The sequence below is a fragment of the Mycobacterium attenuatum genome, assembly GCF_900566085.1.
GTDB classification, from domain to species: Bacteria; Actinomycetota; Actinomycetes; order Mycobacteriales; family Mycobacteriaceae; genus Mycobacterium; species Mycobacterium attenuatum.
The window spans coordinates 33,114-57,165 of record NZ_UPHT01000138.1 but is presented as its reverse complement, the minus strand read 5'-3'; the positions used below and the strand labels follow the sequence as shown (position 1 = coordinate 57,165).

The 24,052-nt window shown below is 66.4% G+C and carries 21 protein-coding genes and 1 tRNA gene; 13 read left to right on the top strand and 9 right to left on the bottom strand.

The features are described 5' to 3' along the window. Positions 1-37: 37 nt before the first annotated feature. Together EET13_RS22385 and EET13_RS22380 are read left to right on the top strand one after the other, a co-directional pair. Positions 38-1,000, top strand: coding sequence for a 4-(cytidine 5'-diphospho)-2-C-methyl-D-erythritol kinase (locus EET13_RS22385; RefSeq protein WP_211189119.1), 963 nt, complete (start codon positions 38-40; stop codon positions 998-1,000). Positions 1,001-1,348: 348 nt separating this feature from the next. Further along, complete coding sequence (locus EET13_RS22380) at positions 1,349-2,983, top strand: fatty acyl-AMP ligase (RefSeq protein WP_122444357.1); 1,635 nt, start codon at positions 1,349-1,351, stop codon at positions 2,981-2,983. Here EET13_RS22380 and EET13_RS31850 read toward each other — a convergent pair. After that, complete coding sequence (locus EET13_RS31850) at positions 2,976-3,344, bottom strand: hypothetical protein (RefSeq protein WP_244604049.1); 369 nt, start codon at positions 3,342-3,344, stop codon at positions 2,976-2,978. The genes EET13_RS22380 and EET13_RS31850 overlap by 8 nt on opposite strands. On the opposite strand from EET13_RS31850, the gene EET13_RS22375 reads away from it, so the two are divergent. Further along, positions 3,328-4,161, top strand: a complete 834-nt coding sequence (locus tag EET13_RS22375; protein WP_244604048.1) for a DUF302 domain-containing protein — start codon at positions 3,328-3,330, stop codon at positions 4,159-4,161. The genes EET13_RS31850 and EET13_RS22375 overlap by 17 nt on opposite strands. A 21-nt stretch (positions 4,162-4,182) precedes the next feature. On the opposite strand, the gene pth is transcribed toward EET13_RS22375, so the two are convergent. From pth to EET13_RS22340, 7 genes are all read right to left on the bottom strand, one after another. Beyond that, on the bottom strand, positions 4,183-4,764 hold the full coding sequence (pth, locus tag EET13_RS22370; protein ID WP_122444320.1) for an aminoacyl-tRNA hydrolase: 582 nt from the start codon (positions 4,762-4,764) through the stop codon (positions 4,183-4,185). Between the two features lie 12 nt (positions 4,765-4,776). Next, positions 4,777-5,436, bottom strand: coding sequence for a 50S ribosomal protein L25/general stress protein Ctc (locus EET13_RS22365; protein ID WP_122444319.1), 660 nt, complete (start codon positions 5,434-5,436; stop codon positions 4,777-4,779). A 185-nt stretch (positions 5,437-5,621) separates the two neighbouring features. Continuing rightward, positions 5,622-6,248, bottom strand: coding sequence for an LpqN/LpqT family lipoprotein (locus EET13_RS22360; protein WP_425293715.1), 627 nt, complete (start codon positions 6,246-6,248; stop codon positions 5,622-5,624). Between the two features lie 32 nt (positions 6,249-6,280). Further along, complete coding sequence (gene arsC, locus EET13_RS22355) at positions 6,281-6,637, bottom strand: arsenate reductase (glutaredoxin) (protein ID WP_122444318.1); 357 nt, start codon at positions 6,635-6,637, stop codon at positions 6,281-6,283. Further along, positions 6,638-7,618 (bottom strand): ribose-phosphate diphosphokinase, encoded by a 981-nt coding sequence (locus tag EET13_RS22350; RefSeq protein ID WP_122444317.1) that lies wholly within the window; start codon positions 7,616-7,618, stop codon positions 6,638-6,640. It lies immediately after the preceding gene. 85 nt (positions 7,619-7,703) lie between these two features. Next, the gene (glmU, locus tag EET13_RS22345) at positions 7,704-9,188 is read right to left on the bottom strand and encodes a bifunctional UDP-N-acetylglucosamine diphosphorylase/glucosamine-1-phosphate N-acetyltransferase GlmU (RefSeq protein ID WP_122444316.1); all 1,485 of its coding nucleotides are present in this window, start codon (positions 9,186-9,188) and stop codon (positions 7,704-7,706) included. 75 nt (positions 9,189-9,263) lie between these two features. Beyond that, positions 9,264-9,335 (bottom strand) — tRNA-Gln (locus EET13_RS22340). 338 nt (positions 9,336-9,673) lie between these two features. Between EET13_RS22340 and EET13_RS22335 the strand changes: the two genes are divergently transcribed. Further along, positions 9,674-10,267, top strand: coding sequence for a TetR/AcrR family transcriptional regulator (locus EET13_RS22335; protein ID WP_023367088.1), 594 nt, complete (start codon positions 9,674-9,676; stop codon positions 10,265-10,267). A gap of 4 nt (positions 10,268-10,271) precedes the next feature. Here EET13_RS22335 and lysA read toward each other — a convergent pair whose 3' ends face one another. Further along, positions 10,272-11,612, bottom strand: coding sequence for a diaminopimelate decarboxylase (lysA, locus tag EET13_RS22330; protein WP_122444315.1), 1,341 nt, complete (start codon positions 11,610-11,612; stop codon positions 10,272-10,274). Between the two features lie 107 nt (positions 11,613-11,719). Here lysA and mfd point away from each other — a divergent pair, with 107 nt between their 5' ends. The 9 genes from mfd to EET13_RS22285 all read left to right on the top strand — a co-directional run bounded on the left by mfd (position 11,720) and on the right by EET13_RS22285 (position 24,003). After that, entirely contained in the window at positions 11,720-15,436 is a 3,717-nt protein-coding gene (gene mfd / locus EET13_RS22325) for a transcription-repair coupling factor (RefSeq protein WP_122444314.1), read from the top strand. Beyond that, positions 15,433-16,557: a nucleoside triphosphate pyrophosphohydrolase gene (locus EET13_RS22320; RefSeq protein ID WP_122444313.1), complete on the top strand. Its 1,125-nt coding sequence runs from the start codon at positions 15,433-15,435 to the stop codon at positions 16,555-16,557. Before mfd ends, EET13_RS22320 begins: the two co-directional genes overlap by 4 nt. A gap of 393 nt (positions 16,558-16,950) precedes the next feature. After that, positions 16,951-17,691 carry a lytic transglycosylase domain-containing protein gene (locus EET13_RS22315; RefSeq protein ID WP_122444312.1) on the top strand — a complete coding sequence of 247 codons (741 nt, stop codon included), beginning with the start codon at positions 16,951-16,953 and terminating at the stop codon, positions 17,689-17,691. 80 nt (positions 17,692-17,771) lie between these two features. Continuing rightward, complete coding sequence (gene eno, locus EET13_RS22310) at positions 17,772-19,061, top strand: phosphopyruvate hydratase (RefSeq protein ID WP_122444311.1); 1,290 nt, start codon at positions 17,772-17,774, stop codon at positions 19,059-19,061. A gap of 44 nt (positions 19,062-19,105) precedes the next feature. Further along, positions 19,106-19,786: an FtsB family cell division protein gene (locus tag EET13_RS22305; protein WP_122444310.1), complete on the top strand. Its 681-nt coding sequence runs from the start codon at positions 19,106-19,108 to the stop codon at positions 19,784-19,786. Continuing rightward, complete coding sequence (locus EET13_RS22300; protein WP_122444309.1) at positions 19,779-20,270, top strand: DUF501 domain-containing protein; 492 nt, start codon at positions 19,779-19,781, stop codon at positions 20,268-20,270. Before EET13_RS22305 ends, EET13_RS22300 begins: the two co-directional genes overlap by 8 nt. Continuing rightward, entirely contained in the window at positions 20,267-21,226 is a 960-nt protein-coding gene (locus EET13_RS22295; RefSeq protein ID WP_425294265.1) for a Ppx/GppA phosphatase family protein, read from the top strand. Before EET13_RS22300 ends, EET13_RS22295 begins: the two co-directional genes overlap by 4 nt. Positions 21,227-21,451: 225 nt before the next feature. Then, on the top strand, positions 21,452-23,011 hold the full coding sequence (locus tag EET13_RS22290) for a GMC oxidoreductase (RefSeq protein WP_122444307.1): 1,560 nt from the start codon (positions 21,452-21,454) through the stop codon (positions 23,009-23,011). A 5-nt stretch (positions 23,012-23,016) separates the two neighbouring features. Continuing rightward, positions 23,017-24,003 carry an aldo/keto reductase gene (locus tag EET13_RS22285; RefSeq protein WP_168991150.1) on the top strand — a complete coding sequence of 329 codons (987 nt, stop codon included), beginning with the start codon at positions 23,017-23,019 and terminating at the stop codon, positions 24,001-24,003. Positions 24,004-24,052: the final 49 nt, after the last annotated feature.

Here is a 24,052-nt window from a genome sequence, read left to right as displayed (position 1 = left end):
GCGTGTGGTTCGCCGGTTACAGCGATAGTCTGCTGCGGTGGTCAGGGCGTCGGACGGCAACGCCGCTGAGTTGTGGGTGCCCACCGGGTCGGTCACCGTACGGGTGCCCGGCAAGGTCAATCTGTACCTTGCGGTCGGTGATCGCCGCGATGACGGCTACCACGAGCTGACGACGGTGTTTCATGCCGTCTCGCTGGCCGACGAGGTGACGGTGCGCAACGCCGACGTGCTGTCGCTGGAGCTGGTCGGTGAGGGGGCGGCCGAACTGCCCGTTGACGAACGCAATCTCGCCTGGCAGGCCGCCGAGATGATGGCCGAACATGTGGGCCGGGCGCCTGATGTGTCGATTCTCATCGAGAAATCCATCCCGGTGGCCGGGGGAATGGCGGGCGGTAGTGCCGACGCGGCCGCCGTACTGGTCGCGATGAACGCCCTGTGGGAGCTCAGCCTGCCGCGCCGCGATCTGCGGCTGCTCGCCGAGCGGCTGGGTAGCGATGTCCCGTTTGCACTGCACGGGGGCACCGCGCTGGGCACCGGCCGCGGCGAGGAGCTAGCCACGGTGCTGTCCCGCAACACCTTCCACTGGGTGCTGACGTTCGCACACAGCGGGCTGTCCACGCCGGCGGTGTTCACCGAGCTCGACCGGCTCCGGGAGGCAGGTGACCCGCCGCGGCTGGGCGAACCCGGACCGGTGCTAGCAGCGTTGGCGGCGGGCGATCCGGAGCAGCTGGCGCCGCTGCTAGGTAACGAAATGCAAGCGGCCGCGGTAAGCCTGGATCCGGCGCTGCGTCGGGCGCTGCGCGCAGGCGTCGAGGCCGGCGCGCTGGCCGGCATCGTCTCGGGTTCCGGTCCGACGTGCGCCTTCCTGTGCACCTCGGCGGAGTCCGCGATCGACGTCGGCGCGCAGCTGTCGGGGGCGGGCGTGTGCCGGACAGTGCGGGTGGCCACCGGGCCGGTGCCCGGGGCCCGGGTAGTCCCGGCTCCGATAACGCCCGACTAACGGGTGTGACTTGGCTGTGAAATCCGCCTCAAATGCCGATAGAGTTTGGCAGTTACTTAAGAGTTGCTTAAGATAATCGGCGGTGACGGCTAGCGGTAAGCAAGCGAATGCGATTTCGTCGTCCGCCGGGCAGCACGCCGGGCGGTCCGCGAACCGCCTTCGGTCCAGGCAGGTCCAGATATCGGGCCAGGTTCTTGCGCATCGTGCGGTCCGGCGTTGGATCGTCAGCTCATCACCGAACCGAGACGTAACTGCTCCCCAACTGTGTGCGCGCGCCTGCTACCAAGTGCCGTCCAGCAGGCGGAACATAAGAACCCGGACCCCCGGCCCGGAACCGAGGAGGATGCTTTGAGCAGGTTTACCGACAAGATGTTCCGCAACGCCCGTCAGAGCGCGAAGGGCATGGTGACCGGTGAACCCCACACCCCGGTTCGGCACACTTGGGGTGAAGTCCACGAACGGGCGCGGCGGATAGCCGGCGGCTTGGCGGCCGTCGGCGTCGGCCACGGCGACGCGGTCGGTGTCCTGGCCGGCGCGCCGGTGGAGATCGCCCCGACCGCCCAGGGGCTGTGGATGCGCGGTGCGAGCCTGACCATGCTGCATCAGCCGACCCCCCGCACCGACCTCGCCTTGTGGGCCGAGGACACCACCACTGTGGTCGACATGATCGAGGCCAAGGCGGTCATCATCTCCGATCCGTTCATGGCCGCCGCTCCGGTGCTGCAAGAGCGGGGCATCAAGGTGCTCACCGTCGAGCAACTGCTGGCGTCGGAGCCTGTCGACCCGATTCCGACCGACGAGGACGATCTGGCGTTGATGCAGTTGACGTCGGGGTCTACAGGTTCACCCAAAGCTGTCCAGATCACCCACCGCAATCTGTTCGCCAATCTCGAGGCGATGTACATCAGCGCCGAGTACAACGAAGACACCGACGTCATGGTCAGCTGGTTGCCGTTGTTCCACGACATGGGGATGATCGGCTTCTTGACCGTGCCGATGTACTTCGGCGGCGAGCTGGTCAAAGTCACCCCGATGGACTTCATGCGCGACACGCTGCTGTGGGCCAAGCTGATCGACAAGTACGGCGGCACCATGACCGCGGCCCCCAACTTTGCTTATTCGCTGTTCGCCAAGCGGCTGCGCAAGCAGGCCAAGCCCGGCCAGTTCGACCTGTCCTCGTTACGCTTCGCGCTGTCGGGTGCCGAGCCCGTCGAGCCGGCCGACGTCGAGGACCTGTGCGAGGCCGGCGCACCGTTCGGGCTCAAGCCGCAGGCGATCCTGCCGGCCTACGGGATGGCCGAGATCACGCTGGCGGTGGCGTTCTCCGAGTGCGGCGCCGGCCTGGTGGTCGACGAAGTGGACGCCGACCTGCTGGCTGCCCTGCGCCGCGCGGTGCCGGCCGCCAAGGGCAATACCCGCCGGCTGGCTTCGCTGGGCCCGCTGCTGCAGGGGATCGAGGCCCGCATCGTCGACGAGGACGGCAACATCCTGCCGCCGCGCGGCGTCGGGGTGATCGAGCTGCGGGGCGAGTCGGTGACACCCGGCTACATCACGATGGGCGGGTTCATCCCGGCGCAGGACGCCCAGGGCTGGTATGACACCGGCGACCTCGGCTACCGGATGGAGAACGGACACGTCGTCGTCTGTGGCCGCGTCAAGGACGTCATCATCATGGCTGGCCGCAATATCTATCCGACCGACATCGAGCGGGCCGCCGGCCGGGTCGAGGGGGTGCGTCCGGGCTGCGCGGTGGCGGTGCGGCTTGACGCCGGCCACTCCCGCGAGACTTTCGCGGTGGCGGTCGAGTCGAACGCCTTCGAGGACCCCGCCGAGGTTCGCCGCATCGAGCACCAGGTGGCCCACGAGGTGGTCGCCGAGGTGGACGTGCGTCCGCGCAACGTCGTGGTGCTCGGGCCGGGCACCATCCCGAAGACGCCGTCGGGCAAGCTGCGACGGGCGAATTCGGTCACCCTCGTCACCTAGCTTTCAGTCCGCGAGCAGACACAAAATCGCCCATTTCCCAAGGAAATTGGGCGATTTTGTGTCTGCTCGCGGATGCCAGTGGTGGAATGGTCTTGCCAACCGATCGTGGGTGGCCCGAATGATGTGTGACCGCTGCGGAGTGCTGCGTGCCGAACAGCCGGCCCCATCGAAAACCGAAGGGAGCAGTGCCCATGTTGTTCGCCTCGCAATCACTGATGACGCGAGTTGCCGCTGGCCTTTCCGTCGTGGCGCTGACCGCGGCGGCGTGCAGCAGCACCAAGAACAGCGCTCCGCAATCAACGAATTCGCCTGCTACGAGCAGTGTTTCAAGCCAGCCGCGCACCGTGTCGACAAGCTTCATCAGCTATACCTCGAACCAGAAATTCGAAGCTACCGTCGATGCACTGCAGAAGGCGGCCGCCGACAACGGGATGATGATCGTCGGCGACCTCAACCAGGATGCGGTGCTGGCGGCTACCGGGCTGCAACTGCCGGGGGCGCATAGCTTCTTTGTCGGCAATCCGCGCATCGGTAAGACGTTTTTCGACGCCACGCAAGCGATCGGCGCGGTCATCCCGGTACGTGTGCACGTCTGGGTGGACGGCGACGGTCCGGCCCATATCAGCTACTTCGACCCGGCCCCGGAGTTCACCGCCGTCGACCCGGCTCTCGGCGATGCCGGTCGGCAGGTATCCCAGTCGATCCGCACCATCGCCGAAGCCGCGGTGGGCGCCGGCGCCGCACCTCAGGCAACCCCTCAGGTAACCCCTCAGGTAACCAAAGTCGACACCACATTCATCACCGTCGACACGTCGAGTTCGTTCGAGGGGACCATCGGCGCGTTACACACGGCTGCCGATCAGAACGGCATGACCGTCCTCGGCGACGTGAACCAGGCCAGCAGGCTCGAGGCGATCGGATTGCAGTTGCAGCGGTCGCATAGCTTCTTCGTCGGTAATCCGCAGATCGGCAAGACGCTCTTCGGCGCCACACAGGCGATCGGCGCGGTGGTTCCGGTACGCATGCAGGTCTGGGCGGAAAGCCGCGGACCGGCGCACATCAGCTACTTCGATCCGGCGCCGCTGTTCAGCGTGGTCGACCCGGGTCGCGCCGACGTCGGCCAGCAGGTGTCGCAGGCAATCCGTGCCGTCGCCGACGCCGCGGCGGCGACACACTAAAAGCGATCCGCCCGACGCGGATCACCCCTGCCAGGCATGGACCCGATTCTGCGCGGACTCGAGCCCCATGTCGATGAGCAACTCGGTGGCGTCTGCCGCCTGCTCGCAGATGGTCGGGACTTCGGCGCGTTCGGCGGCGGTGAAGTTCTCCAAGACGAACGCTGCGGGGTCCTTGCGTCCGGGCGGACGGCCGATGCCGATACGCACCCGCTGAAAGTCCTTGGTGCCCAACGCCGCCGCCACCGAGCGCAGCCCGTTGTGGCCGCCCTCGCCGCCACCGAGTTTGAGCCGGATACGACCGAAGTCCAGGTCGAGGTCGTCGTGGATGACGACGATGTCGGCCGGCGCCACCGAGTAGAACGTGGCCAGCGGGCCCACCTGGCGGCCCGACTCGTTCATGTAGCAGCGCGGCTTGGCCAGTACCGCGGCGTGCCCCGCCAGCCGGCCGGTGACGACGTCGGCCCCGGAACGCTTGTGCCCCTTAAATTTTGAGCCCAACCGCGCAGCCAACAGGTCGGCAACCATGAACCCGAGATTGTGCCGGGTGCGCGCGTAGGTGTCTCCGGGGTTTCCGAGGCCGACGACCAGAAACGGCTCGGCCACGTCGCGATCCGCCTACTCTGCTGCCGCGGATTCGGCTTCTGCGGTCTCTTTCTGGGCCTCGTCTTCGGCCGCTAGGCCTTCGGCGGCCTCGCCCGCGCCCTCTTCGGCCAGATCTTCGGCCGTCGGCGCGGTCACGACGTTGACCACCAGCAGCTCCGGGTCGGAGATCAAGTTGATGCCGCGCGGCAGTTCGATCCGTCCGGCGGTGAACTGGGTGCCGGCTTCTGCATCCTCCACCGACACTGTCAGGTGTTCGGGAATCGACAGCGCCTCCGCCTCGATCTCGATGGTGCTGGCTTCCTGGGTCACCAGGGTGCCCGACGCGGCCTCGCCCTCCACCATGACGGCGACCTCGACGACAACCTTCTCGCCACGCCGGACCACCAGCAGGTCGGCGTGCTGAATGGTGCGGCGGATCGGGTGGATGTCCAGCGCTTTGGTCAGTGCGAGCTGCTCTTTGCCGGCGATATCCAGGGTCAGGACCGCGTTGGTGCCCGAGTGCCGCAGCACCGCGGCGAAGTCGTGCCCGGGTAACTCCAAGTGCTGAGGCTCGGCGCCGTGGCCGTACAGAACGGCCGGGATCTTGCCGTCGCGGCGGGCTCGCCGGGACGCGCCCTTGCCGGTCTCGGTCCGCACCGTGACCTTCAGTTGGTTGACTGCAGCCTTAGCCATTGTGTCGCTCCTGTGTGCTCGAAAACCCTGGTCATAGGGGGCACGGCAAGGATCGCGACGAAACTGTCGGTCTCCGTCGATAACGGTGCTGGACCTTCTGCACCCTCGCCGTGACGCCCGGACAGGTTAGCGCATCCGCCTCACTGAGGCGAAATTGCTAGCCAGCCGTCATGACTCGGGTCTGGTCACCGCGACTTCGTCGCAACGGTGAAGCCGCGAATGATCGCCTCGATGTCGGGCGCATTCGCGGCGGCGTCGGTGGCCAGGCTGGTGATCGTGAGCTGAACCAGATACCGCTGATTGTCCGGCGGTGGGCCGGTGGGAATGACGACCCGGTTCCAGCTGTGCAGTCGGGTGCCGTCGAGGTCGTAGCTGCCTTGCATCATCGACGACGGAAAGCCGTTGAAATCCGCCGTGGAGGCGTCCAGCTGCTTGAAGTTCTCGAACAGTTGGGCGTCTTCGTTGCCGCGCCTGGCCACGTCGGCGGGGTTGAAATCGCCCTTGAGCTTGAACACCACCAGCCTGGCGGTCGGGTACTTGCCGCCTTTGGAGATGATCACCGTCTCCGGGGTGACCTTCGGACCGCTGTACGGTGACCAGCCTGGGGGCGTCGGAATGGACACCGTCAGACCGCTCAGTTGGCTCGGCGCTACCTGTTGGCCACTGACACCGATGCTTTCCAGGTACTTCGACAGCGGGACGGGCGGGGTCGTGGTAGCCGGGGTACTGGCGGTCGACCCCGTCGTCAAGATGGATTGAAAGTCCGGCGGCTTGGCCGGGGAGCAGGCGGCCGAGGACAGCGTCACCGCGATAGCGACGACGGCCGCGTTGCGCCGGCCAGCGATCACAAAATCTCGCGAACGGCGTCGAGCGGCCGAGCCAGCCGGGTGCCCTTCGAGGTGACCACAAAGGGCCGTTCGATCAGGATGGGATGCTCGATCATGGCGTCCAGCAGTTCGTCGTCGGTGGCGTCGGCGAGGTTGAGTTGGGTGTAGAGCGGTTCGCGTTGACGCACCGCGGTTCGCACCTCGATTCCGGCGTCGCGGATCAGTTGCACCAGGTGATCCCGCGACGGCGGTGTTTTCAGATACTCGACGATGGCCGGCTCAAAGCCATTGTCGCGCAACAACTCCAGCGTCTTGCGCGAGGTACTGCACCTGGGGTTGTGGTAGATGACGCTCTCATCGGCGGACGCGGCCATCTACGCGTCTCCGTCGAAAAGCCCTGTGACTGAGCCGTTTTCGAAGACCGCGCGGATGGTGCTGGCCAGCAACGGCGCGATGGACAGGACGGTGAGCTGGGGGAAACGCTTGCTCTCGGTGATGGGAAGCGTGTTGGTGACGATCACCTCGCGGGCGCCGCATGCCGCCAGCCGCTCGGCGGCCGGGTCGGACAGCACGCCGTGGGTGGCCGCGATGATCACGTCGGCGGCGCCGTCGTTGTGCAACAGCTGTACGGCGCCGGCGATGGTGCCGCCGGTGTCGATCATGTCGTCGATGAGCACGCAGGTGCGGCCGGAGACTTCACCCACGACGCGGTTGGACACCACCTGGTTGGAGACGCGTGGGTCACGGGTCTTGTGGATGAAGGCCAGTGGGACACCGCCCAATGCGTCGGCCCACTTCTCGGCGATGCGCACCCGGCCCGAGTCGGGGGATACCACCACCATGTTGCCGTCGGGGTAGTTGTCCCTGATGTAGCCGGTCAACAGGTTCTGGCCGCGCATGTGGTCGACCGGTCCGTCGAAGAAGCCCTGGATCTGGTCGGTGTGCAAGTCGACGGTCACAATGCGGTCGGCGCCGGCGGTCTTGAGCAGGTCGGCAACCAGCCGCGCGGAGATCGGCTCGCGGCCCCGGTGTTTCTTGTCCTGGCGGGCGTAGGGGTAGAACGGCATGACCGCGGTGATCCGCTTGGCGCTGCCCCGTTTGAGCGCGTCGATCATGATCAGCTGTTCCATCAGCCAGGTGTTGACCGGTAGCGGACAGGACTGCAGGACGAAGGCGTCGCAGCCGCGCACCGATTCGTTGAAGCGCACGAAAATTTCGCCGTTGGCGAACTCCCGCGCGTCCTGCGCGGTGACGTGGACGTCGAGTTCCTTGGCGACCTGCTCGGCCAGCTCCGGATGGGCTCGGCCGCTGAAGAGCATCAGGTTTTTGCGGTTATCGGTCCAGTCGTGGCTCAACGCGCTGCCCTCGCCGTATCGGGATCGAAATGGATTACCCATCGTACGGGGCCGGTAGGTGTTGCCGGGAAGCCGGGATCCTTATTCACGGTGTCTGGTTGCCTTCGGCTTTCTGCTGGGCACTTTCGGCAGCTTCTGCGGCCTGAGCCGCCGCTGTACCGGGGCGTTTGCGCTGTACCCAGTTCTCGATATTGCGTTGCGGGCCCGCGGACACCGCCAGCGCGCCCGGCGGGACGTCCGCGCGGACGACCGTGCCCGCCCCGGTGTAGGCGCCGTCGCCGACCGTCACGGGCGCCACGAACATGGTGTCGGAACCGGTGCGGACGTGCGAGCCGATGGTGGTCCGCTGCTTGGCGGTGCCGTCGTAGTTGACGAAGACACTGGATGCCCCGATATTGCTGTGGTCGCCTATGTCGGCGTCGCCGACATAGGTCAGGTGCGGAACTTTGGTGCCGGTGCCGATGGTGGAGTTCTTGACTTCGACGAACGCGCCCAATTTGCCGTCGGCTCCGAGCACGGTCCCGGGCCGCAGATAGGTGAAGGGGCCGACCGTGGCCTCGTCGCCGATCGACGAGGATGCGCCGTGGGTGCGGATCACCGTGGCGCCGTTGCCGACAGTCACGTCGGTCAAGGTGGTGTCCGGACCGATGACGCAGTGTCCGCCGATCTGGGTCCGGCCTAGCAACTGGGTGCCGGGGTGGATGACGGTATCGCGCCCGATCGCGACGTCGACGTCGATCCACGTGGTGGCGGGGTCGACAACGGTGACGCCGGCCATTTGGTGCGCGGCGACGATTCGGCGGTTGAGCTCGGCGCCCAGTTGAGCCAGTTGGACGCGGTTGTTGACGCCGGCCACTAGTGCGCTGTCATCGACGTGGCGGGCACTGACGGTGTGCCCGTCGCGGCGCAGGATGGCGATGACGTCGGTCAGGTACAGCTCTTGCTGAGCATTGTTGGAGCTCAGTCGGCTCAGGGCAGACCGCAGAGCGGTGATGTCGAAGGCGTAGACACCGGTGTTGACCTCGCGGATGCCGCGCTGAGACGGGGTCGCATCGGTTTGTTCGACGATCGCCATCACTTCGTTGTCCTGGGTCCGCAGGATGCGACCGTAGCCGTGCGGGTCGCCCAGCGTCGTGGTCAGGACGGTGACCGCGGCCTTGCCCTGGGGGGTCGTCGCGCTGTGGGTGGCGATCAGATCTGCCAGGGTATCCGCGTCCAGCAGCGGCGTATCGCCGGCGGCGACGACCACAATGCCGGCGTAATCGTCGGGCAGCGCCGACAGGCCGCACTGCACCGCATGACCGGTGCCCAGTGGCCGGTCCTGTAATGCCACATCGATGGTGCGACCGAGCGTCTGGGCCAGCTCGGCGACCAGCGGAGAGATGCGCTGGTGATCATGGCCGAGCACCACGACCAGATGCTGCGGGGCCAGTTTGGTCATCGCGTGCAGGGAGTGTGCCAGCATGCTGCGCCCGCCCAGGCTGTGCAGCACTTTGGGGGTGTTCGACCGCATCCGGGTGCCCGGTCCGGCCGCGAGGACCAGGACGGCGGTGTCGCCACGAAACGTCATCGACCCTCCTTACGTTTCGCGCTCGCGAACGCGCCCGCTCGCGGCAACGATCTCGGGAAGATCCCGGGAGCCACGCTCCGTCGCCAGGACTCGAACCTGAACTCTCAGAACCAAAATCTGATGTGCTGCCGATTACACCACGACGGATTGCCGGTCGATGGCGAGCATTTTGCCCGCTCACCACCATGAGACTCTAACGTTAAGCGGATCGACTCCGGAGCCCCCGGCGACGATTGTGGAAACGATTGTGAAGTTGTGGCTTCGGTTGTGCACATTGGGCGGCAGAATCACGGCTTCGTCGGCCCCTGATGCGCACTCGGCGCCGTCGGCTCACACTCGGCACCCTCGACGCACGCTCAAAGCCCTCAGCGCACAGTAGAAGCCCTGAGTGCCCGCGGCTAACCCCCGCGCAACCGGATACCCTAATTGACGTGGCTGTTCCCGATAAGGAGCCGGAAAGGGAAACGCGGGCGCCGCGCGCCCGGATGACCGGCAGCGAACGCCGGCACCAACTTATCGGCATCGCCCGAACGTTGTTCGCCGAACGCGGCTACGACGGAACCTCGATCGAGGAAATCGCGCAACGCGCCAACGTCTCCAAACCGGTTGTCTACGAGCATTTCGGCGGCAAGGAAGGCCTGTATGCGGTGGTCGTCGACCGGGAGATGCAGGCGCTGCTGGACGGCATCACCTCGTCGCTGACCAACAATCGTTCCCGGGTGCGCGTCGAGCGGGTCGCGTTGGCCCTGCTGACTTATGTCGAGGAACGTACCGACGGCTTCCGCATCATGATCCGCGACTCGCCGGCTTCGATCAGCTCGGGCACCTATTCCAGTCTGCTCAACGACGCCGTCAGCCAGGTCAGCTCCATCCTGGCCGGCGATTTCGCCCGCCGCGGACTCGACCCCGACCTGGCGCCGCTATACGCCCAGGCGCTGGTGGGTTCGGTGTCGATGACCGCGCAATGGTGGCTCGACGCGCGGGAACCCAAGAAGGAGGTCGTCGCCGCCCACCTGGTCAACCTGGTCTGGAACGGCCTGACCCATCTCGAGGCCGATCCTCAGCTGCAGGGGGAGTAGGCCGCTACCCGCAATCGCGCGACATCATGTCGGCGATCGTTTCGCGGCGAACCAGCTGCCGGACCCGGCCGCCGTCGACTGCCATCAGCGGCGGCCGCCCGACCATGGTGTAGTTCGACGCCATGCTGTGGTGATAGGAGCCGGTACCCGCCACCGCGAGCAGGTCGCCCGCATGGATATCCGACGGCAGCGCGACATTGCGGGCGATCCCGTCGCCCGTGCCGCACTGCCGGCCCGCCACGGTGACGGACCGCTTGACACCCAGGCCATGTCGGTTGGCCAGGGCGACCGTGTAGTGTGCACCGTCCAGCGCCACGCGCGGATTGTCGCTCATTCCGCCGTCCACTGCGACCACGGTGTGGCCATTCGGCCGGGTCTTCACCGAACAGACGCGATAGAGGGTGACGCCGGCTCGCGCGCTGATAGCGCGACCGGGCTCGACGATGACGGCCGGACGCGGGAAGTGTTCGGCGGCGCAGGCCTCATCCAGCGCGTCTTCGATGCCGCCGGCCAACTCGGCGAGTTCGAGTTCGGGGTCCCCGCGCAGGTAGGGGACGGCATGGCCGCCGCCGATATTGAGTTCGGTGAGGATGACTCCGTGGTGTGCCCGGATGTCGGCCATGGCCGCGATCAGGCGGCGGATCGCTTCGCCGTAGCGGGCCGGGTCGCTGACCTGTGGGCCTAGGTGGCAATGCAGTCCGATCAGGTCGAGGACGGGGTGCGCCAGGACCGCCTTTACCGCCTCGGCGGCATGGCCTCCGGTCAGAGTGAACCCGCCGGGCCGATCGCTGACCCCGGTGGCGACCTCCCGGTGGCCGTGAACATCGACATCAGGGGTTACCCGGACGAGCACCCGCTGGCGTCGGCGTGCCAGGCCGGCCAGATAGGCGATGTCGAGGCTCGAATCCAGGACCAGGCGCCCGACACCGACGGCCACGGCGTCGCGTAGCTCGTCGGGCGAGGTGGCATTGCCGTGCATGATCATGCGTGACGGGTCCACGCCACCGGCCAGGGCGACGGCCAGCTCGCCGGGTGAGCAGACGCCGATGCCGAGTCCCTCTTCGCGGGCCCAGCGTGCCACCGCGGTGGTCAGCAACGACTTCCCGGCATAGATGACCTCGACGTCCCGCAACACCGCGCGGTAGCGACGGGCGCGGCGGCGGAAGTCGCTCTCGTCGATCACGTAGGCGGGGGTGCCGAACTCGTCGGCGATGTCGGTGAGTGGCACGCCGCCGACGCACAGCCGGCCGTCCTCGTCGGAACTGGCAGTGGTCGGCCAGATCGCGGGGTCGAACCGCCGCGGCGCCGCGTGGCCGATGGATGGCAGCAGGTTGAGCAGGGTCATGGCTCCACGATGTGCCGGCGCCGGGGCTGGCATTGGGGTCCTTACGCATTCTTGACGGCGGCAGGCTCGATATTGACGAATCGGCTGCGCCCTAGAATGGCCGCATCATGACCGCACCGGGGGCTGCTAGCCCAGATACCCCGATCGCGGGGCTCGTCGAATTGGCGCTGGCCGCGCCAACCTTCCAACAGCTGATTGCGCGCGCCTCCGATCGACCCGATGACTTGACGCTGGTAGGGCCGGCCAGCGCACGCCTTTTCGTCACCAGCGCGCTGGCGCGGCAGGGGCTGTTGCTGGTGGTCACTGCCACCGGTCGCGAGGCCGACGACCTGACTGCGGAGCTGCAGGGTGTTTTCGGCGGCGCGGTCGCGGTGTTTCCGTCGTGGGAGACGCTGCCGCATGAGCGGCTCTCCCCGGGTGTGGACACCGTCGGGGCCCGGCTATTGGTGCTGCGCCGGCTGGCTTATCCCGCCGACGCCAGGCTGGGCCCGCCGTTACGGGTGGTGGTGACCGCGGTGCGCTCATTGCTGCAGCCGATGACGCCGCAGCTGGGTCGTCAAGAACCGCTCGCCTTGAGTGTGGGTCAGGAGATCGACTTCGACGGGGTGATCGCGCGGTTGGTCGAGTTGGCCTACACCCGGGTGGACATGGTGGGCCGCCGCGGCGAGTTCGCCGTACGCGGCGGGATTCTCGACGTCTTCGCTCCGACCGCCGAGCATCCGGTGCGCGTCGAATTCTGGGGCGACGAGATCACCGAAATGCGGATGTTCTCGGTGGCCGATCAGCGTTCCATTCCGGAGATCGAGGTTGACACGCTGGTCGCGGTCGCCTGCCGTGAGCTGCTGCTGACCGACGACGTGCGGGCGCGGGCCGCCGAATTGGCCGCGCAGCACCCGCCCGCCGAGAACGCGGTGACCGGCAGCGTCTCCGACATGCTGGCCAAGCTGGCTGAGGGTATCCCGGTCGACGGGATGGAGGCGCTGCTGCCGGTGCTGCATCCCACGCAAGACGGGGCAAACGCGACCCACGCGCTACTCACCGACCAGCTGCCCGAAGGCACTCCGGTGTTGCTGTGCGACCCGGAGAAAATCCGGACCCGGGCGGCCGATCTGATCAAGACCGGGCGTGAATTTCTGGAGGCGTCATGGTCGGTGGCCGCGCTGGGATCCGGTCCGCAAAATCAGGCTCCGGTCGACGTCGAACAACTTGGCGGATCGGGTTTTGCTGAGCTGGACGAGGTGCACACGGCGGCCACCGGGTCCGGCCACCCGTGGTGGACGCTGAGCCAGCTGTCCGGCGAGGCCGTTCTCGAACTGGACGTCCGGCCGTCACCGTCGGCGCGTGGGCATCAGCGTGATATCGACGGCATCTTTGCGATGCTGCGTGCGCACGTGTCAACCGGCGGGTTTGCGGTGATGGTCGCGCCGGGGACCGGTACCGCGCATCGGATGGTCGAGCGGCTGACCGAATCCGACATCCCCGCCACCATGCTCGTCCCGGGCGCCACACCCAAACTCGGCCTGGTCGGGGTCTTCAAGGGTCCGCTGCGTGACGGCATCGTGGTACCGGGCGTCGTCCCCGGCGCCGACCTGGTCGTGGTCACCGAATCCGATCTCACCGGCAGCCGGGTCGCCGCGGCCGAGGGTAAGCGGCTGGCCGCCAAGCGTCGCAACACGGTGGACCCGCTGGCGCTGACGGCCGGCGACCTGGTTGTGCACGATCAGCACGGCATCGGCCGGTTCGTCGAGATGGTCGAACGCACGGTCGGCGGCGCCCGGCGCGAGTACCTGGTGCTCGAGTACGCGTCGAGCAAGCGCGGTGGCCAAAACAGCACAGACAAGCTGTATGTCCCGATGGATTCGCTGGACCAGCTGTCACGATATGTCGGCGGACAGGCGCCGGCGCTGAGCCGGCTGGGCGGCAGCGACTGGGCCAACACCAAGACCAAGGCGCGCCGGGCGGTGCGCGAGATCGCTGGCGAACTCGTCTCGCTGTACGCCAAACGGCAGGCCAGCCCTGGGCATGCGTTCGCGCCCGATACGCCATGGCAGGCCGAGATGGAGGACGCGTTCGGGTTCACCGAGACCGTCGACCAGCTCACCGCGATCCAAGAGGTCAAGTCCGACATGGAAAAGCCGATCCCGATGGACCGGGTGATCTGCGGTGACGTCGGCTACGGCAAGACCGAGATCGCGGTGCGGGCGGCGTTCAAGGCCGTCCAGGACGGCAAACAGGTGGCGGTGCTGGTGCCCACCACGCTGCTGGCCGACCAGCATCTGCAAACCTTCGCGCAGCGAATGTCCGGGTTCCCGGTCACCGTCAAGGGTCTGTCTCGGTTCACCGACACCGCCGAATCGCGCACCGTGATCGATGGCCTGGCCGACGGCTCGGTGGACATCGTGATCGGCACTCACCGGCTGCTGCAGACCGGCATGCGCTGGAAGGACCTGGGCCTGGTGGTGGTCGACGAAGAGCAGCGCTTCGGCGTCGAGCACAAGGAGCACATCAAGTCGATGCGCACTCACGTCGACGTGCTGACCATGAGCGCCACCCCGATCCCGCGCACCCTGGAGATGAGCCTGGCCGGCATCCGCGAGATGTCGACCATTCTGACCCCGCCCGAAGAGCGCTATCCGGTGCTGACCTACGTCGGACCGCACGACGACAAACAGGTTGCGGCGGCGCTGCGGCGTGAGCTGCTTCGCGACGGGCAGGCTTTCTACGTGCACAACCGGGTCAGCTCCATCGACCGCGCCGCGGCCCACGTCCGCGAGCTGGTGCCCGAGGCGCGGGTGGTGGTGGCGCATGGACAAATGCCCGAGGAGCTGCTGGAGCGCACCGTGCAGGGCTTCTGGAACCGCGAGTACGACATCCTGGTGTGCACGACGATCGTGGAGACCGGCCTGGACATCTCCAACGCCAACACGCTCATTGTCGAGCGCGCCGACACCTTCGGCCTGTCCCAGCTGCACCAGCTGCGCGGCCGGGTCGGCCGCAGCCGGGAGCGCGGCTACGCCTACTTCCTCTATCCGCCGCAGGCACCGCTGACCGAGACGGCCTACGACCGGCTGGCCACCATCGCCCAGAACAACGAGCTCGGCGCGGGCATGGCGGTGGCTTTGAAGGACCTCGAGATCCGGGGTGCGGGCAATGTGCTGGGCGTCGAGCAGTCCGGGCATGTCGCCGGCGTCGGGTTCGACCTGTACGTGCGGTTGGTCGGTGAGGCCGTCGAAGCGTACCGGGCCGCTGCCGACGGCAAGACGGTTACCACCGCCGAGGAGCCCAAGGACCTGCGGATCGACCTGCCGGTCGACGCGCACCTGCCGCCGGACTACATCGGCAGCGACCGCCTGCGTTTGGAGGCCTATCGGCGGCTGGCCGCCGCCTCGTCCGACAACGAGGTCGCGGCCGTCGTCGAAGAGCTCAACGACCGCTACGGGCCGCTGCCCGAACCCGCCCGCCGACTGGTGGCGGTGGCGCGGTTGCGCCTGCTGTGCCGCGATTCGGGCATCACCGAGGTGTCGGCCCCGTCGGCGGCAACCGTGCGCCTCTCACCGATGACGCTGCCCGATTCCGCCCAGGTTCGGCTCAAACGGATGTACCCGGGGGCGCATTACCGGGCGACGACGGCTACCGTGCAGGTCCCGATTCCACGGGCCGGCGGTATCGGTGCGCCGCGCATCCGGGATGTCGAATTGGTGCAGATGGTGGCCGACCTGGTGACGGCGTTGGCCGGCATACCGCAGAAAGATATTGGTATAACGAGTTCGTCCGGCGACGACGCGGGCCGCCCCGTGTCGAGTAAGGAGCGACGAGCGCGATGATTGTCGTCCTGGTCGACCCCCGCCGCCCGTCGCTGGTACCCGTCGAAGCCATCGAGTTGCTCGGTGGTCCGGTGCAATACACCGAGGAGATGCCGGTCGCGGTACCGTGGTCGCTGCCCGACGCGCACCCGGCGCACATGGGAGCCGACGCACCGGTGTTGTTGTCATCCGATCCCAACCATCCGGCCGTGGTGGCACGACTGGCTGCCGGGGCGCGGCTGCTCTCGGTACCGGATCGCCGGCGCGGGGAACGACTGCTCGACGCCGTGGCCATGATGGACAAACTTCGCACCGACGGACCGTGGGAAAGCGAGCAGACCCACAACTCGCTGCGCCGCTACCTGTTGGAGGAGACCTACGAGCTGCTCGACGCGGTGCACAGCGGCGATGTGAACCAGCTGCGCGAGGAACTCGGTGACTTGCTGCTGCAGGTGCTGTTCCATGCCCGCATCGCCGAAGACGCGGCGTTGCTTCCCTTCACCATCGACGACGTCGCCGACACGCTGATTCGTAAGTTGACCAATCGTGCGCCGGGAGTTCTTGCCGGGCAAGAGATTTCGCTGCTGGAGCAGATGGCTCAGTGGGAAGAGCGGAAGGCGGCCGAAAAGTCCCGAAACTCCGTTTTGGACGAAGTCCACACCGGTCAGCCGGCACTAGCTTTGGCGCAGAAGGTTATTCGGCGGGTCATGACGGCAGGCCTGCCTGCGCAACTGATCCCGTCCAGCATCGCTTCGATCCGTGTTTCAGCGGAGATTGATGCCGAAAATTCCTTGCGCGCAGCTGTTTTGGACTTTATCGACAAGGTCCGCAGCGCGGAGAAGGCGATTGCGGCTGCCCGCCGTGGCGACAGTGTCGCCGAGGAACTCGACGTGACGCCGATCGGCACGATCACCGCAGAGGAGTGGCTGGCCCACTGGCCATCCGGTGCCTCGCCGGTCGATGCGGCGTCAGCCGCGGTGGCGTTCGAGACGGACGAGCCGGCTTTGGGCTCCGAACCTGTCTTCGAAACTGTGGATGTGCCCGGCGAGACGGACTATCCACTAGAAGCCAGCCCCGAAACCGACACGGCGACGGGTAAAGAAACCCGCGGCGCCTCGAAGAAGCGCAAAGGCAGGCGCTGAGCCGCCTGTCGCGGGTGCACCGGAGTTTTGGCCACGCCGGGCCGGTTTGTTCGGTCGTTGTGAGCACTCAGAGCCCGGCCGCGGCAAGCGATCACCGCAAAGTTTGCGACAGATGCGTTTGCTGCCAACAAAACCGGGAACAGCGATAGCCAAACATGCTCCCAGCTAACCGATATCTACGTGATAACAACGGCATGCCCGGGTGCTGAGCCGTGAATCAGAAGGGGCACGCCCCGAACCCGTGGGACGATGATCATGACCACAGCAGTAGCAGACCGGAACAGGACGTAAGGGAAGCGGCGGCCGGGCCAGGGCACATCGGCAAACGCAGCCCCAAACGCAGCCCGCGACGGAGCCCTCAACAGAGCCCCCAAGGAGCCACGAAGGAGCAGTGTGACGCCGAGACGTTGGTTGCGCGCGGTCGCCGTGATAGGGGCGACCGCGATGCTGTTGGCGTCCAGTTGCACCTGGCAACTCAGCTTGTTCATCCCCGAAGGTGTGCCGCCGCCGCCGGGCGATCCCGTCCCGCCCGTGGACACCTATGCCAGCGGCCGGCCCGCCGATCAGCTGCGAGAGTGGGCCGAGCAACGTGCTCCGGCCCTGGAAATGCCGGTCATCGCTCTCGAGGCGTACGCGTACGCCGCCCGCGTCGCGCAGGTCGAGAACCCGAAGTGCCACATCGCGTGGACCACGCTGGCCGGTATCGGGCAGGTCGAGAGCCATAACGGCACCTATCGCGGCGCGACCATATTGCCCAACGGGGACGTGACCCCGCCCATTCGCGGCGTTCGCCTCGACGGCACCGGTGGGACGCTGCGCATCGTGGACAGTGACCGCGGCGCTGCCGACGGCGCGTCCGACGGAGACGGGGTGCAGCGCGCGATGGGGCCGATGCAGTTCATCGCCGAGACCTGGCGACTCTACGGGGTAGACGCTAACAACGACGGCATTGTCAGCCCCGACAACATCGATGATGCCGCGCTCTCGGCGGCAGGTTACTTGTGCTGGCGCGGAAAAGATCTCGCGACACCCCGCGGCTGGATCACCGCGCTGCGCGCCTATAACAACTCCGGTGTCTATGCGCGGGCAGTACGGGACTGGGCGACCGCTTACGCGGCGGGTCATCCGCTGTAGCAGGATTAGGCGCTGAGCCAGGCTTTACGCTAATGGGCGGTCCGGGACCATAAGCGAACCAGAGCGCGAAGGAGAATCCAGTGCCGATTATCGAGCAGGTCGGAGCCCGCGAGATTCTGGATTCCCGCGGCAACCCGACGGTCGAGGTCGAGGTCGCTCTGATGGATGGTACGTTTGCCCGCGCCGCGGTGCCGTCGGGCGCGTCGACGGGCGAACACGAGGCCGTCGAACTGCGCGACGGCGGCGATCGCTACGGCGGCAAGGGAGTGAAAAAGGCGGTGCAAGCCGTCCTCGACGAGATCGGCCCGGCCGTCATCGGCCTCAGCGCAGACGACCAGCGGCTGGTCGACCAGGCACTGGTGGACCTGGACGGCACGCCCGACAAGTCCCGGCTGGGCGGCAACGCGATCCTCGGTGTGTCGCTGGCCGTTGCCAAGGCCGCCGCGGAGTCGGCGGAATTGCCGTTGTTCCGCTACATCGGCGGACCCAACGCGCACATCCTGCCGGTGCCCATGATGAACATCCTCAACGGCGGCGCACACGCCGACACCGCCGTCGATATCCAGGAATTCATGGTGGCACCGATCGGCGCGCCGAGTTTCGCCGAGGCGCTGCGCTGGGGTGCCGAGGTGTACCACGCGCTCAAATCGGTGCTGAAGAAGGAGGGGCTGTCCACCGGCCTGGGCGACGAAGGCGGGTTCGCCCCGGATGTGCCCGGCACCACCGCGGCGCTGGATCTGATCAGCCGGGCCATCGGGTCGGCGGGCTTCGTGCTCGGATCGGACGTGGCCCTGGCCCTGGACGCCGCGGCCACCGAGTTTTACACCGACGGCACCGGCTATATCTTCGAGGGTTCGACCCGCACCGCCGAGCAAATGGCCGAGTTCTACGCCGGGCTGTTGGCGTCCTACCCGCTGGTGTCCATCGAAGACCCGCTGTCCGAAGACGATTGGGACGGCTGGGCCGCGCTGACGGCGTCGATCGGTGAGCGGGTACAAATCGTCGGTGACGACATCTTCGTCACCAATCCCGAGCGACTCGAAGAGGGCATCGAACGAGGCGTGGCAAACGCCTTGCTGGTCAAGGTGAATCAGATCGGCACGCTGACCGAGACGCTCGATGCGGTGGCGCTGGCGCACCACAGCGGATACCGCACGATGATGAGCCACCGCAGCGGCGAAACTGAGGACACCATGATCGCCGACCTGGCGGTGGCCGTCGGCAGCGGACAGATCAAGACCGGCGCACCGGCGCGCAGTGAACGCGTCGCCAAATACAACCAGCTGTTGCGGATCGAAGACGCCCTCGGCGACGCCGCCCGTTACGCGGGCGATCTGGCGTTCCCGCGATTCCTTGTGGACCAAAAATAGATTGCGCCAGGTTGACCGCCAACCTGAAGCGCGGCTGAAGCGACATGCCCGACGCGAAACGACCCGATTCGAAACGCCGCCGGCCTTCCCCGGCCTCGCGGCCGGGGAAGGCCGGCGATTCGTCCCGGGCTCGTCGTTCCGCGTCGCCGTCCCGGCCCGCGTCGTCGCCGGCCACCGCCCAGACGACCCGGAGCCTGCGCGAGCACGTCGTCGAGCCCATCAGGCGCTCGTTCACCGAATCGCTGGAACAGCGGTCCGACCAGCGGCTGGGGTTTACCGCGCGCCGGGCGGCGGTCCTGGCCGCGGTGGTGTGTGTGTTGACGCTGACCATCGCCGGGCCGGTACGTATCTACTTCGCGCAGCGCACCGAGATGGAACAGCTGTCCGCGACCGAAGCCGCGCTGCGCCGCCAGATTGCCGATCTGGAGCGGCAGAAGAACCAGCTGGGGGACCCGGCGTATATCGCGGCGCAGGCGCGCGAGCGACTCGGCTTCGTGATGCCGGGCGACATCCCATTTCAGGTCCAGCTTCCGCCCACGGCGGCGGTGTCGCCGCAGCCTCGCGGCGATGCGCCGGCCGCGGCCAGAAACGAGCCCTGGTACACCTCGCTGTGGCACACCATTGCCGACGCGCCACACCTGCCGCCTGCCGCCGCTCCCGAGCCCGCCCCCGAGCCTGGTCCGCCCGGTGAAGTGCCGCCCAACCCGACGGCGCCCGGTGGTTGACCGCGCCGACCTCCAGGTGGTGGCGGGTCAGCTGGGCCGGGAGCCTCGCGGCGTGCTCGAGGTCGCCTACCGATGCCCCAACGGTGAACCCGGCGTGGTGAAAACCGCCCCGAAACTGCCTGACGGCACGCCGTTTCCAACGCTGTACTACCTGACGCATCCGGTGCTCACGGCGGCGGCGAGCAGGCTGGAGACCACTGGGCTGATGCGTGAGATGACTGATCGGTTGCGATGTGACTGCGGCCTGGCCGCGGCGTACCGGCGCGCGCACCAGTCGTATCTGGCCGATCGTGACGCCGTCGAACCGCTGGGGACGTCCGTGTCGGCCGGCGGTATGCCCGACCGGGTCAAGTGCCTGCACGTGCTGATCGCGCATTCGCTCGCCAAGGGTCCCGGGGTGAATCCACTCGGCGATGAGGCGGTGGCGCTGTTGGCCGCCGATCCCGCGGCAGCCGGTTTGATTGTGGGGGAGCAGTGGCGATGAGTGGATCGGGAAGACGGATTGCGGCAATCGACTGTGGTACCAACTCGATTCGCCTGTTGATCGCCGAGGCGACCGGCGCCCGCCTGCACGATGTGCACCGCGAAACGCGGATTGTGCGGTTGGGTCAGGGAGTCGACGCGACCGGTGAATTGGCCCCGGATGCCATTTCGCGCACCCGGGCAGCGTTGACCGACTATGCCGCATTGCTGAGGCTGCACCGTGTGGAGCGGGTGCGAATGGTTGCCACGTCGGCCACTCGGGACGCCGCCAACCGAGACGCCTTTTTCGCGATGACGGCCGAGGTGCTGGGCGCCGTCATCCCCGGTTCGGTGGCCGAGGTGATCAGCGGCGCCGAGGAGGCCGAGCTGTCGTTTCGCGGCGCTGTCGGTGAATTGGACAGCGCCGGAGCGCCTTTCGTGGTTGTGGATTTGGGCGGCGGCTCCACCGAGATTGTGCTCGGGAAGGCCGGTAACGAGGTGGTCGCGAGTTATTCGGCCGACATCGGCTGTGTCCGGCTGACCGAACGCTGTTTGCACTCCGATCCGCCCACGGCGCCGGAAGTCGCCGCGGCCCGCGAAGTGGTGCGCGAACGGTTGGCGGTCGCATTGCAGGTGGTACCCGTCGAGGCGGCCCGAACCTGGGTCGGTCTGGCCGGAACGATGACCACGTTGTCCGCGCTGGCTCACAACATGACGACCTATGATGCTGCGGCCATTCACCTTTCACGGGTGCCGGGGAATGAGCTGCTGGCCGTGTGTGAGCGACTGGTGAAAATGACCCGCAAACAGCGGGCCGCCCTGCCGCCGATGCACGAGGGCCGGGTGGACGTGATCGCCGGCGGGGCGATCGTGGCCGAGGAGTTGGCGCACGAGCTCCGTGACCGGGCCGGTATCGACGAGCTGACGGTCAGTGAGTACGACATCCTGGACGGCATTGTGCTGTCGCTGTGCCGCTGAGTCACATCACTGCGCCCAGCGTGGCCTGGGCCGCCCGGACCACCGCGGGCACCCGGTTTTGTTGATGCGCCGACACGATCGCAGATATCCGTTCGACTCGGCGTCTTTGCATATCATGCGAACGCCACCGAGCCGAAGCTACGTCAGATAATCTTCACACCGCATCTGGGATGCCACCGTGGCCCACGGGATGGCTGCTCCCAAGACCGAACGGGACATGCACTCGTGCGCAGCATCGAATCAACGTATGACGCAATTGTCGTCGGCTCCGGGGCGGCTGGCTCGTGGGCGGCCAAGGAGCTGACCGAAGGTGGCCTAAACGTTGTCCTGCTCGAGGCGGGCAGGAATCTGGACACTGTGCGCGACTTTCCTGCCCACGCGGCGGCGAAATCCCTCGGGATCGTGCCGCGCGTCAAATCGGCGATTCGGGGCCAACACGTTCAGGCGCGATCCGTAGCTTTTTCCGACGCGACCAGGAATTTTTACGTCAACGACCGGGAGAATCCATACACCACGGCACCGGGAAGCACATTTCGCTGGTATCGGGGCCGACAACTCGGTGGCCGCCTCCACACGTGGTATCGGCATGCGCCGCGCATGTCGAACTTTGAATTCAAAGCTGCAAGTATCCGTGGTGACGGCATCGATTGGCCGTTGTCGTACGAAGACGTGATGCCGTTCTACGACATCGTCGAACAGACCCTTGGCGTCTACGGGGTATCCGCGGGAATTCCCAACTGCCCAGACGGTCAGTTCCTCGGGCCGGCGAAAACGACAAAGATCGAGGAAGCGTTTCTCAGCCAGGTCGAGCGGCGTCTCCCGAGGGTTCGCACGACATACGCCAGGAAGGTCAGATACGACAAAGAGCGGATCGCGCTTCCCGTCCGGCTTGCTTTGGCAACCGGTCGCCTCGACATACGAACGGATGCTGTCGTGAGCCGATTGCTCATCGATGAGCGGTCGGGGAAAGCCGCCGGCGTTGAATATATCGAACGACTGACGGGAAACCTCCGGGCGGTTCATGGGAAAGTGGTGGTCCTCTGCGCGTCGACGATCGAAAGCGTGCGGATCCTGCAGAACTCGGCGTGCGCGCGGCATCCATCGGGTGTCGGCGGATCGTCGGGCCATCTCGGTCGGTATCTGTGCGACCACGTGGTGTGCACGCTTGTCGGTAAAGTGCCTCAGAGCGAAGTCGAGCTGGGCCTGGACGAGGATGGGTTCGACTTCGGAAATGTGGGACTCTACATTCCGAGCTTCTGCGAGAAGGAATCGAAGAACTTTCCGGGCGGCTACGGCATACAAATATCGATCGGCCGTGGGCGTTCGCGGTGGGCTATGACCGCTTTTGGCGAAATGCAACCTCGATACGAAAATCGTGTATCGCTCGACCCGATCGTCAAAGACGCGTGGGGGATCCCCGTAGCTCAGATCGATTGTCGCTATTCTCAGGCCGAGACTAATATGGTCGCCCACATGCGGCAGCGGCTTCCAGAAATTGCGGCCGCCGGCGGCCTACGAGTCGACCCGGTGCTCAATCGCATTCTCCACTCCGGGTTGCCCTACCCGCCGGGAGTCGCCATCCACGAGACCGGCGGCGCGCGCATGGGCGATAACCCGAATAACTCAGTGGTGAACTCATATGGTCAGTGCTGGGACGCCGACAACGTTTTCGTGACGGACGGCGCCTGCTTTGTCCACTCGGGATTCCAGAATCCCACGCTCACGATAATGGCTCTTACGGTTCGAACGTGCCGATACATCGTGCACGATTTCGCGAAATGGTGAGCGGTATGGACTACGGGAAGGTCGCCGGAGTTGATAAACCAGTTTCCCGAATTGTCTTCGGCACCGATCGATTGCGGGGCCGGCTACTGCCGTGGCTGCCCTATCGGGCCCGCGAGCAACACGCCTTCTCGCTACTAGATCAGGCATTCGAACTCGGATGCAATACATTCGATACGGCCCGCTTATATTGGGACAGCGAGAGAACACTGGGGGCGTGGCTTCGGGAACGCCGCAATCGCGACAATGTGGTGATCATCAGCAAAGGGTGTCATCCCAGCCTGCTATCGGGATCGCCGCGGCTCTCTCCGGCTGACGTTACGCACGACCTGCACGCTTCTCTTCAGGCTCTCGGCACCGATTCCATCGATCTTTATCTGCTCCACTACGACCACCCCGCTGCGCAGATCGAACCGATCATGGAACGGCTCAACCGCCACATCGATGAAGGCAAGATCAGCGCCATTGGCGCGTCCAACTGGTCTCATGAGCGAATTGCCAAGGCCAACACGATTGCTGCCGGCAGGGGCCTGCATCCGGTCAGCGCCTCGAGCGTTCAATTCAGCCTCGTCGACTGGACGCGATCGCTGTGGCCCGGTGCCGTCACGCTTGGTGGGGCTGGTCAGCGGGCCGCACGGGAGTGGTATGCGATGCACGGGCTGCCGGTGTTCGCGTGGTCCAGCCTTGCCCGCGGATTCTTTTCACCTCACTACGAGCCGGCCAAGCCCGACCGTAACCGCATCAGCCGTCGGTGTAGCACCTACTTCGGCACCGAAGCGAACATCCAGCGGCGACAGCGCGCAACGACGTTCGCGCGCGAGCACCGATTGACCGTCGCGCAGGTTGCGCTGGCGTATGTGCTGTGCCAGCCGCTCGATGTGTTCGCCGTGGTCGGCTGCAAGACCGTTGAGAAGTTCGCCGAGAACGTGGGCGCGTTGTCTTTGACCCTGGATGAGGCGACACTGCACTGGCTCGCCACCGGCCATGGTCGGTGAAGTGGTCACACCCTTCGATAACGCCCTGGCCGCGGCCGCTCGAAAACAT

What these genes read in the sequence shown, in the direction of transcription:
- EET13_RS22285 (WP_168991150.1), top strand. Translation starts at nt 23,017, where the DNA reads ATGGACTACGGGAAGGTCGCCGGAGTTGATAAACCAGTTTCCCGAATT.
- EET13_RS31850 (WP_244604049.1), bottom strand. Translation starts at nt 3,344, where the DNA reads ATGAAGCTTGTCGACACGGTGCGCGGCTGGCTTGAAACACTGCTCGTA.
- arsC (WP_122444318.1), bottom strand. Translation starts at nt 6,637, where the DNA reads ATGGCCGCGTCCGCCGATGAGAGCGTCATCTACCACAACCCCAGGTGC.
- lysA (WP_122444315.1), bottom strand. Translation starts at nt 11,612, where the DNA reads ATGACCCTGCTCAACCTGCTGCCATCCATCGGCCACGCGGCGCCGCGG.
- mfd (WP_122444314.1), top strand. Translation starts at nt 11,720, where the DNA reads ATGACCGCACCGGGGGCTGCTAGCCCAGATACCCCGATCGCGGGGCTC.
- EET13_RS22365 (WP_122444319.1), bottom strand. Translation starts at nt 5,436, where the DNA reads ATGGCTAAGGCTGCAGTCAACCAACTGAAGGTCACGGTGCGGACCGAG.
- EET13_RS22305 (WP_122444310.1), top strand. Translation starts at nt 19,106, where the DNA reads ATGCCCGACGCGAAACGACCCGATTCGAAACGCCGCCGGCCTTCCCCG.
- glmU (WP_122444316.1), bottom strand. Translation starts at nt 9,188, where the DNA reads ATGACGTTTCGTGGCGACACCGCCGTCCTGGTCCTCGCGGCCGGACCG.
- EET13_RS22295 (WP_425294265.1), top strand. Translation starts at nt 20,267, where the DNA reads ATGAGTGGATCGGGAAGACGGATTGCGGCAATCGACTGTGGTACCAAC.
- EET13_RS22320 (WP_122444313.1), top strand. Translation starts at nt 15,433, where the DNA reads ATGATTGTCGTCCTGGTCGACCCCCGCCGCCCGTCGCTGGTACCCGTC.
- EET13_RS22335 (WP_023367088.1), top strand. Translation starts at nt 9,674, where the DNA reads ATGACCGGCAGCGAACGCCGGCACCAACTTATCGGCATCGCCCGAACG.